We start from the raw sequence: 8,114 nt of genomic DNA, 5'->3' as shown, positions 1-8,114 counted from the left end.
ACACGGTTTTGGTTCCTTTTGCCAAGACAAAAGGGACCCGCCGTAAGGGCGGAAGGGGCCAACAGCGCCGCCGCATCTAATGGATAAGCTCACAGCCTCAAATCCCAGCCCAGCCCAGCCCAAAGATCATGCCCCCGGGATTTCGTGAAGAACCAAAAAAAAGGCTCACACAAGGTGAGCCAAACGTCGTTCTGAAGGGAAGAGCCTTAAAGATAAGGCCGCGTAATTAAGCCAGAGTTAACGCCGCCACCGATCAGTAAACCGGAACCCTCAGCAAATGCTGCCCTCACAGCAATAGGCCGTTCCAACAAGGGAGCGGCCACGAAGGAGGCATTACATGAGTAACAACACCCGCACCGGCCCTCACTCCTCCGAGCATGCGTCCAACCCGCCTGACCTGGGCTTTGATCCTGATTCGCCGGATCTTGCAGACCCGCAAGTCGATCCTATTGGCCCGGCAAAAGCGCCGCACAAACCCAAGCATGACCCCGAGGCGCGTGAAAACGAGTACAGCCCCAACTTCAAGTCGGAGCCCGAAGACAAGCCCAATCGTGATGCCGACATTGATACCGATGGCGGTTAGTCGTTGATTCGCGGCAATTCGATACGCGCCATCAGGCCACCACCCGGTTGATTGCTCAGGGTCAGTTCGCCACCTTGTTCACGAACCGCAGTGCGTGCCGAGGGCAGTCCCAGCCCGACGCCGCCGGTGTTGCGGTTGCGTGAGCTTTCAAGACGAAAAAACGGTACGAACACCTGTTCCAGTGCTTCCTGGGGGATTCCCGGGCCACGGTCACTGATATCGATGAACAGGCTATGTGCGCTGCTGCTCAGGCGAATGGAGGGTGGCTGCGCATACTTGATCGCATTTTCCAGGAGGTTGGTTACTGCACGTTTCAAACCCAGCGGCCGGCCAACATAAACCAGGTTGGTCGGGCCCTGGAAGTCGATGCCAATCTGTTGGTCGCGGTAATCGTCTACCAGCGTTTGCAGCAGTTCGGCCAGGTCGAAGGGCGTGGTGGTTTCCAGGTGGGTTTCGTCGCGAAAAAAGCCCAGCGCTGCATTGATCATGCTCTGCATTTCATCCACATCACGAAACAGCTTGCGTTGCTGCTCGGCGTCTTCGATGAACTCGCCGCGCAGGCGCATGCGTGTCAGCGGGGCGCGCAGGTCATGGGAGATGGCGGCGAGCATTTGCGTGCGCTCGGCAATGAAGTGCTGGATCTGTGCCTGCATGGTGTTGAAGGCGGTGATCGCCTGGCGCAATTCATGCGGACCTTCCAGGCGGATCGGCGGCGCCCGCAGGTCACTGCCAAAACGCTGCGCGGCGCGAGCGAAACGTTGCAGGGGCCCCGCCAGCTGGCGCGTGGCGACCCAGGCCACCAGCAGCGCAGCAATCAGCGCGAGGATACCGATGATGGTAAAGCGCATGCCTGAACTGAGGCCCCAGCTACGGTGGGGCGGGGTGAATGCCAGCCAACTGCCGTCAGCCAATTGCATCACCAGCTTGTAGTGGGCGTCGGGATCGTTGTCGGGCCAGTCGCCGGGTTGAAAACCTTCAACCCGGCGGGGAGGGTTGGCCAGTAATTTTTGCAGTTCCGGCACGGTTGCCAGGTCGATCAGCTCACCGTTACCCGGCAGCGCCAGGGCCGCACGCTGTCGGCTCCACTGCACCTGTAGCAGCGGATTGCTGGCGGTGCTGGCAAGCCGTTCGCGTTGCTCGGCGGGTGCGGCGTCGAGCACACGACTGGTCACGGCAATCTGTTCGATCAGCCCGGTCTGGCTCAGTGGCGGTCGTGCCCAGACCCCGGCCAGTTGCACGAACAGAATGTTCAGCGCCACCGAGATCAACATCGCGGCAATGATGGTCAAGGCGATGCGGCGGCTGATGCCGTCATGGTGCAGGCCCAGGCGGGTCATGAGCGGCTGACCTTGGCATCGAACAGATAGCCGCCATTACGTACCGTGCGAATCAATGCCGGGCGTTTGCTGTCAGGCTCAATCTTGCGTCGCAAACGGCTGACCTGCACGTCGATGCTGCGATCGTAGGCCTCATGGCCCTGGCCGCGGGCCAGGTCGATCAACTGCTCGCGGGTGAGAATGCGCTGCGGGTGTTCAAGAAAGACCAGAAGCAAATCGAACTCACCGGCCGACAGCGGCACCATTACCCCTTGCGGGGTGCGCAGTTCTCGGCGGGTAACATCCAATTGCCAGTCGTCGAAGCGGATCAGTGGGCGGGTTTCTTCGCTCTGGGCGCGTAGCTGTTCGCCAGCGCGACGTTGCACCGCGCGTAACCGAGCCAATAGCTCGCGTGCGTCGAATGGCTTGCCCACATAGTCGTCGGCGCCTAGTTCCAGGCCGACAATGCGGTCGCTCAGCTCATCCATGGCAGTGAGCATGATGATGGGAATGCCGGTGCTGGTGCGCAACTTCTGGCACAGGTTCAGGCCGCTTTCGCCAGGCAGCATCAGATCGAGAATGATGGTATCCGGGCGCTGCTTTTCGATCGCCGACCACATTGCCGTGCCGTTTGCGGCCAGGTCGACTTCGTAGCCATGCATGACAAAAAACTTCTTCAGCAGGGCACAAATTTCCACGTCGTCATCGACGATCAGCAGTCTGCTCACGGTAAGGTCCAGTGGGGCGTAAAAAGTGCCTATCTAAAACCATTCTGCGGTGTTGGTCATATATTTCAAACCTGCAATAAAGCTGCGGCCGCGACACAAAGCGGACATCAGCCAGCAAAGGCCCTGGGCGATTCTGACGGCAGTCTAAAACAAGGGTAATTTCCATGCCGGCACAACCTCCAATCGACGGCCTTGACTGCAGCCAATCCCTGACCCTCGACCTGCGCACCCAGGACCTGTGGCGCAATGCCTTGCTCAGCTACCAGGACTCGCGCCTTGGCCTTGGCAGTGACGGTACGCACATGATTCTGAGCCACTACTTCGAGCGTTACAGCCCAGCCAACAGCCAGTGGATGGAGTACAGCTACAAGGTGTCTCTGACCGAGTTGGTGCACTGGATCATGGCCAACGGTCAATTGCACGTCGACCGCTCGGGCACGGCGCCCAAGGCCGTTCGTCATCAGGCCGGGAGCCCTCGCCATGCGTAATCATCTGTTTGCACCGGTGTTGTGCCTGTCGCTACTGGTGGTTGGGTGCAGCCAGACCCGTGTATCGCCCAAGGAGTATTCCGGCTTTCTGCGCAATTACGATCAGTTGAGCGAACACAAGACGGCATCCGGCGACTCGGTGCTGCGTTGGGTAAGCCCGAGATTGCAGATGGAGCGCTACACCGAGGTCTATATCGCGCCAAGCCAGTTCTACCCACAACCCAAGGCCAGCGAGCGGATACCCGATTCGACCTTGAAAGCGATAACCACCTATTACGATGCGGCGCTCAAGCGTGAGCTGGGCAAGGTGCTTAACCTGGTCGAGCTGCCTGGACCCAACACCCTGATTGTGCGGCCGGCAATTACCTCGGTGGGCGCGCATACCCAGTCATTGCACTTCTATGAGTACCTGCCTGTCACCTTGGTCGCAGCGGGGGTCAGCAGCGCCATTGGCGTTCGCGACCTGGACAGCGTAATCGCCACCGAAGCGGCCTTCCTCGATGGCGGCAGCCGTGCTGTGGTCGCCGAGGTGGTGCGCAAGGGCACCGGCTTGCCGCTGGAAAACGACGATCAGGTCATGACCGCCGAAAACCTCAAACAGGTGCTTGATGGCTGGGCCCAGGATTGGCGCAATGCTGCTGTTACCTTGAAACAGCAAAACGCCGCTGCTTTTACAGGGCAAAAATCCACGGCACCATAAATACGCTGACCACCATCACTAGCAAAGTGAAGGGCACGCCGACTTTGACGAAGTCGGCGAATCGATACTGTCCAGGGCCCAGGACCAACGTGTTTACCGGTGACGAGACCGGCGTCATGAATGCAGCCGATGCCGCCAGGGCCACGATCATCGCGAAGGGGTAGGGCGAGGCGCCCAGCTGTTCAGCAGTACTGATAGCTACCGGGGCCATCAGTACTGCTGTTGCCGTATTTGAAATGAACAAGCCGATGATTGCAGTAATGGCGAACAGGCAGGCAAGGATCATGTAAGGCCCGGCCTCACCCAGCACGCGCACCAGCACCTCCACTGCAATGGCGATACCGCCGGTTTTCTGCAAGGCCAAGGCAAAGGGCAGCATACCGACGATCAATATCAGGCTCTGCCAGTGAATCGCACGGTAAGCGCTGTTCATGTCGATGCAGCGGCCGGCGCCCATCAGCAGGCAAGCAATCAGGGCCGCAATGACGTTAGGCACCACCCCGCTGATCATCAGGCCGACCATCACTGCCAGGCTAATCAGCGCATAAGGTGCCTGGTTCAGTGCCGGGGCGACGTTATCGACTTCGGCCGGCAAGCTCAAGACCAGGAAGTCCCGAGGTTGTGCCTGCAGTTGGCGCACGGACTTCCACGGGCCGATCACCAACAGGGTGTCGCCAAGCTTGAGCTTTTCTTCCACCAGTTGTTCTTCAATCGCTGTCTGGCCGCGCCGCAAACCCACCACGTTGAGGTCCCAGCGGCTACGAAAATTCAGCTCCAGCACGCTTTTGCCAATCAGTTGCGAGCCGGGCACCACAGCCACTTCGGCCATGCCCACCGCGTGGGATTGATCGATGAAGTAGGCCGCCTTGAAGTGCAGCGGTTCCAGTTTCATGGTCTGGCACAGGCTGCGCAGATCGTCACGCGGGGCGAACAGGTCGAGCAACAACACATCGCCCTCATGCACGGTGGTGCTGGAATCGGGACTGATCACGCGGGTGGTGAATTTGTGCTGGCGCTCGATGCCGACAACGTTGGCGCCATGCACGGTGCGCAATTTCAATTCGCTCAAGCTGTGGCCGATCAGGGGCGAGTCCGGACGCACCCGCAGACGCCGCTCGCGGCCAGCCAGCTTGTAATCGATGATCAGGTCGAGCAGGGTACGCCGGGTTTGAGGGCTGCCGTCCTTGCGCACTTCACCGCTGAGCCAATGACGGGTCAGCAGCATATAGCCAATGCCCAGCACGAGGATCACCAGGCCAAATGGGGTAAAACTGAAAAAGCTGAAGCCAGTCTCACCATGGCGTACCAGTTCACTGTGCACCACGACGTTGGGCGGGGTGGCGACGAGGCTGAGCATGCCACTGATCAAACCGGCAAAACTCAGCGGCATCATCAGGCGGCTCGGCGATACCTTCATCCGCGCGGCAATGCTCAAAACCACTGGAATGAAAATGGCCACGACGCCAGTGGAACTCATCACCGAACCCAGCCCCGCCACACACACCATCAACAGCACCAGCAGACGCACTTCGCTGTTACCGGCACGATCGGCCATCCACTCGCCAATCCGGTAGGCAATGCCCGTGCGCACCAAGCCTTCACCGATAACGAACAGCGCTGCAATCAACACCACGTTGGGGTCACTGAACCCTGCCAGGGCTTCTTGAACACTGAGAATACCGGTCAGTGGAAGCGCCACGATCACCAGCAGGGCGACCACATCCATGCGTGGCCGATTGGCGATGAACAAGACCACGCTGGTAAACAGCAGGCCAAGCACCCAGAGCAATTCGTGATTCATGCAAACTTCCTGATCCGTGATGGCAAGAGTCTGGCAGAAAGTGCATGACCGTTCATTGATTTGCGTAGGATCGGTCTCTATGGCTGAGGCTGTATTAGCCCGGCACCCTGGTTGCGTACATTGCCTACCGCTTTATCGACTCGGTACCAGGCGAAAGCCTCGGCGGGCTCACCCAGGTTGACCAGCATCTGCTCTGCCTGCGCTTTGTCACACGCAGGGTTCAACCAATCCCTGGCCAACTCTGGCGCGAACACCACCGGGCGGCGGTCATGGATATCGACCATGCCGCCCACACTGTCGGCGGTCACAATGACAAAGCCATCATCCTCGGCCATGCGCCATTGACCAATGCCGGCGCAGAACGCCGGTAGGCCATCACGGCGGCGGATGTAATAGGGCTGCTTTTTCGCCTCGCCTTCATCGACCCATTCAAACCAGCCATCGACCGGGACCAACAGCCGCTGGCCCCAGATCGCCCGAAAAAAGGGGGAGTGTGCCACTTTCTCGACCCGCGCATTGATCGGTGGGGCACGATCATGGGCCCACTGTGGGCGCCAGCCCCAACGTAGCCAGCGGACTTGCGTGGGGGTGATGACGGCCACATTGGTGCTCGGCGCGACGTTGAAGCGGGCCAATGGCTGCTCGCCTACTTCATTGGCCAAGGCACCAGGCATGCTCAGTGCGTCGACGAAGTCGTGGATGCCATGGTACTGGCTGAGTCTTCCACACATGTGCGTTGCCCCTCCTGTATGGAGCTGATGGCAGTCGAGCGTTTACGGGCGGGCAGAATCCGTAGGAATTCACCCATATAGCGAAGGGTTATTGGCGATAACCTCGGGCTTCTTCAACTATAGCCCCCGTCATGTCGAGCTTTATCTGCAAGGAAGCATACAGATGGCAAAGCATATTCTTATCGTCGGGGGTGGGGTTGGCGGCACCATGCTAGCCAACCAGTTGGTCAGCAAACTGTATCCGGAGATACTTCGCGATCAGGTGCGTATCACGCTGCTGTCCAATTGTCCCGATCATTTCTATAAGCCGGCCTTCATGTACGTGGCCTTCGACTTGTTCTTCCAGGAAGAGTTGAAACGCCCGGAGCGGTCGTTGCTGCGTCCGGAAATCGACTTTCAGGTGCAGGACGCCACGCGTTTCGATTTTGCCGCTCAGGCCGTGCACACCCGTAGCGGCAAACGCTTTGGGTATGACTTTCTGGTGATTGCTACTGGCTGTATCCCGGCCCCTGAGCGTATCGAAGGGCTTGCACAGGGTGGTGATCATTTCTATCAATACCAACCGGCGCGTCAGCTTGCCAAGCGCCTGGCGAGTATCGAGAAAGGACGAATCTTCGTGACAGTGTCCTTTCCGCAAACACCCAACGTGCCGCATCAGTGCGGTATCGCGCCCATTGAAACCACGCTTATGCTCGATGACTATTTGCGTCGCCGGGGTGTACGCGACAACATCGAGATCATCTACACATACCCAACCACCGCACAGCTCCTGCGCAATTGCCTGTTTTTGCAGCGTCCGACCGGAGAGATCCTGCCCGGCATTTTTGCCCAGAAGAACATCAAGTTTCAGCGTGGTTTTACCTTGGCCAAGGTCGATCCGGATCAACGCATCGCCTATTCCGAAGAGGGGGATGCACAGCCGTACGACATCCTCATGGCCACGCCGCCGATCCGCGCGGTGGATGCGGTGCTCGAAAGCGGTGTGTCCCAGGCGGCCAACAATGAAGGCTGGCTGCCGACCAACCACGAGACCTTGCAGGTTTATGGCCTGCACGGGGTGTATGTGATTGGCGATACCGTCGATCTGCCGGTCAGCAAGGCGGGAGGTGCTTGTCACAATCAGGCGCCGGTGATTGCCAACAACATCGCCGGCGAGATTCGTCTGGGTACCACCGTGGCGGTGTATGACGGCAAGGTCCAGGCTGCCGCGCAGATGGGCCTGAACGCGGGCATGCCCCTGACCTACGATTATCGCCATGATGTGTTGCCTACGCCGCCGACCAAGCTCGGCGGCCTGCTGCGCAATGGATTCAACCGTGGCCTGTATTGGGCAGCGGCACGGGGCATGCTGTGAAGGAGCCGACTCCCATGGAAGTAACCGAGACACTCGCCTTGCAGGCCGAAAATCCAGGGCTCGAGGCGTTGCTGAACAAACTCCAGCCCTTGCTCGATGGCGGTCGCCTGGACAACCTGGTCGACCTGGCGTCGCTGCTGTCCGACCTTGTCGATTTGCTCGATGCGCCGCTGGTAGAAAAGCTCTCGGTGCAATACGAAGAAGCTACGGCGCTGACCTGGAACCTTGGCAATGCCATTCGCCAGGCCAAAGCCCAAACCCGCGAACAACCGACACCGCCCAGCCTCTATGGCTTGCTGTCGATTCTGCGCGATCCGGATACCCGCCAGGGATGTGCCTTGGTGCTGAGAGTATTGAACGCCCTCGGCAAACAGCATTGATCCGCCGCCGGCTTCTGCCGCGCGAGCGTTGAT

9 protein-coding genes are annotated in these 8,114 nt (G+C 59.3%); 5 read left to right on the top strand and 4 right to left on the bottom strand.

What is annotated here, in order from left to right:
- The first annotated feature begins 337 nt into the window (after positions 1 to 337).
- Positions 338 to 583: a DUF6021 family protein gene (locus V0R60_RS21215; protein ID WP_136477077.1), complete on the top strand. Its 246-nt coding sequence runs from the start codon at positions 338 to 340 to the stop codon at positions 581 to 583.
- Here V0R60_RS21215 and V0R60_RS21210 read toward each other — a convergent pair.
- Positions 580 to 1,920, bottom strand: a complete 1,341-nt coding sequence (locus tag V0R60_RS21210) for a sensor histidine kinase (protein ID WP_330080654.1) — start codon at positions 1,918 to 1,920, stop codon at positions 580 to 582. The two genes, V0R60_RS21215 and V0R60_RS21210, sit on opposite strands and share 4 nt — an antisense overlap.
- Positions 1,917 to 2,627, bottom strand: coding sequence for a response regulator (locus V0R60_RS21205; RefSeq protein WP_178084190.1), 711 nt, complete (start codon positions 2,625 to 2,627; stop codon positions 1,917 to 1,919). The genes V0R60_RS21210 and V0R60_RS21205 overlap by 4 nt, the downstream gene beginning before the upstream one ends.
- A gap of 164 nt (positions 2,628 to 2,791) precedes the next feature.
- On the opposite strand from V0R60_RS21205, the gene V0R60_RS21200 reads away from it, so the two are divergent.
- Both V0R60_RS21200 and V0R60_RS21195 read left to right on the top strand, forming a co-directional pair.
- Entirely contained in the window at positions 2,792 to 3,115 is a 324-nt protein-coding gene (locus V0R60_RS21200; protein WP_136477074.1) for a hypothetical protein, read from the top strand.
- A complete protein-coding gene (locus V0R60_RS21195) occupies positions 3,108 to 3,815 on the top strand; it encodes a DUF3313 domain-containing protein (protein WP_136477073.1) in 708 nt (235 codons plus the stop codon). The genes V0R60_RS21200 and V0R60_RS21195 overlap by 8 nt, the downstream gene beginning before the upstream one ends.
- Here V0R60_RS21195 and V0R60_RS21190 read toward each other — a convergent pair.
- Together V0R60_RS21190 and V0R60_RS21185 are read right to left on the bottom strand one after the other, a co-directional pair.
- Entirely contained in the window at positions 3,787 to 5,616 is a 1,830-nt protein-coding gene (locus V0R60_RS21190; protein WP_330080653.1) for an SLC13 family permease, read from the bottom strand. The genes V0R60_RS21195 and V0R60_RS21190 overlap by 29 nt on opposite strands.
- A 77-nt stretch (positions 5,617 to 5,693) precedes the next feature.
- Positions 5,694 to 6,347 carry an SOS response-associated peptidase gene (locus V0R60_RS21185; protein ID WP_330080652.1) on the bottom strand — a complete coding sequence of 218 codons (654 nt, stop codon included), beginning with the start codon at positions 6,345 to 6,347 and terminating at the stop codon, positions 5,694 to 5,696.
- A 163-nt stretch (positions 6,348 to 6,510) separates the two neighbouring features.
- Between V0R60_RS21185 and V0R60_RS21180 the strand changes: the two genes are divergently transcribed.
- Both V0R60_RS21180 and V0R60_RS21175 read left to right on the top strand, forming a co-directional pair.
- Positions 6,511 to 7,701, top strand: a complete 1,191-nt coding sequence (locus V0R60_RS21180) for an NAD(P)/FAD-dependent oxidoreductase (protein WP_330080651.1) — start codon at positions 6,511 to 6,513, stop codon at positions 7,699 to 7,701.
- Positions 7,702 to 7,715: 14 nt separating this feature from the next.
- The gene (locus V0R60_RS21175; protein ID WP_256658239.1) at positions 7,716 to 8,081 is read left to right on the top strand and encodes a DUF1641 domain-containing protein; all 366 of its coding nucleotides are present in this window, start codon (positions 7,716 to 7,718) and stop codon (positions 8,079 to 8,081) included.
- The last annotated feature ends 33 nt before the right edge of the window (positions 8,082 to 8,114 follow it).

Source organism: Pseudomonas auratipiscis (assembly GCF_036324085.1).
Taxonomy (GTDB): Bacteria; Pseudomonadota; Gammaproteobacteria; order Pseudomonadales; family Pseudomonadaceae; genus Aquipseudomonas; species Aquipseudomonas auratipiscis.
The sequence above is the reverse complement of the archived record's forward strand: the minus strand, read 5'-3'. Positions and strand labels throughout refer to the sequence as shown.